This is a genomic window from Thalassobellus citreus, assembly GCF_044385915.1.
GTDB lineage: Bacteria > Bacteroidota > Bacteroidia > Flavobacteriales > Flavobacteriaceae > Thalassobellus > Thalassobellus citreus.
Window position 1 is genome coordinate 1 of record NZ_JBISCC010000017.1, and the last position, 264, is coordinate 264.

Sequence of the window (264 nt, forward strand, 5' to 3'; positions counted from 1 at the left end):
ATTAGGCGCTACGGCTTCTGATAATAAAGATGGTGACATTTCTGCAAACATTGTTATTGGTGGTGATACTGTTAATTCTAATGTAGCAGGTACTTATATTATTACTTATAATGTTTCTGATGTGGCTGGAAATCCTGCAACACAAGTTACTAGAACGGTAAATGTGATTCCTGATACAACGACACCTGTTATTACTCTTACAGGAGCAGCGTCTATCGATATTAACGTTGGTGATACTTATTCTGAATTAGGTGCTACAGCTTC

General features: G+C 37.1%; 1 protein-coding gene. It reads left to right on the plus strand.

Annotated elements, in window-relative coordinates; all coding sequences use genetic code 11:
* Positions 1-264: immunoglobulin-like domain-containing protein (locus tag ACH5TX_RS00075; RefSeq protein WP_439337528.1), on the plus strand; the 264-nt coding region annotated here is incomplete at both ends.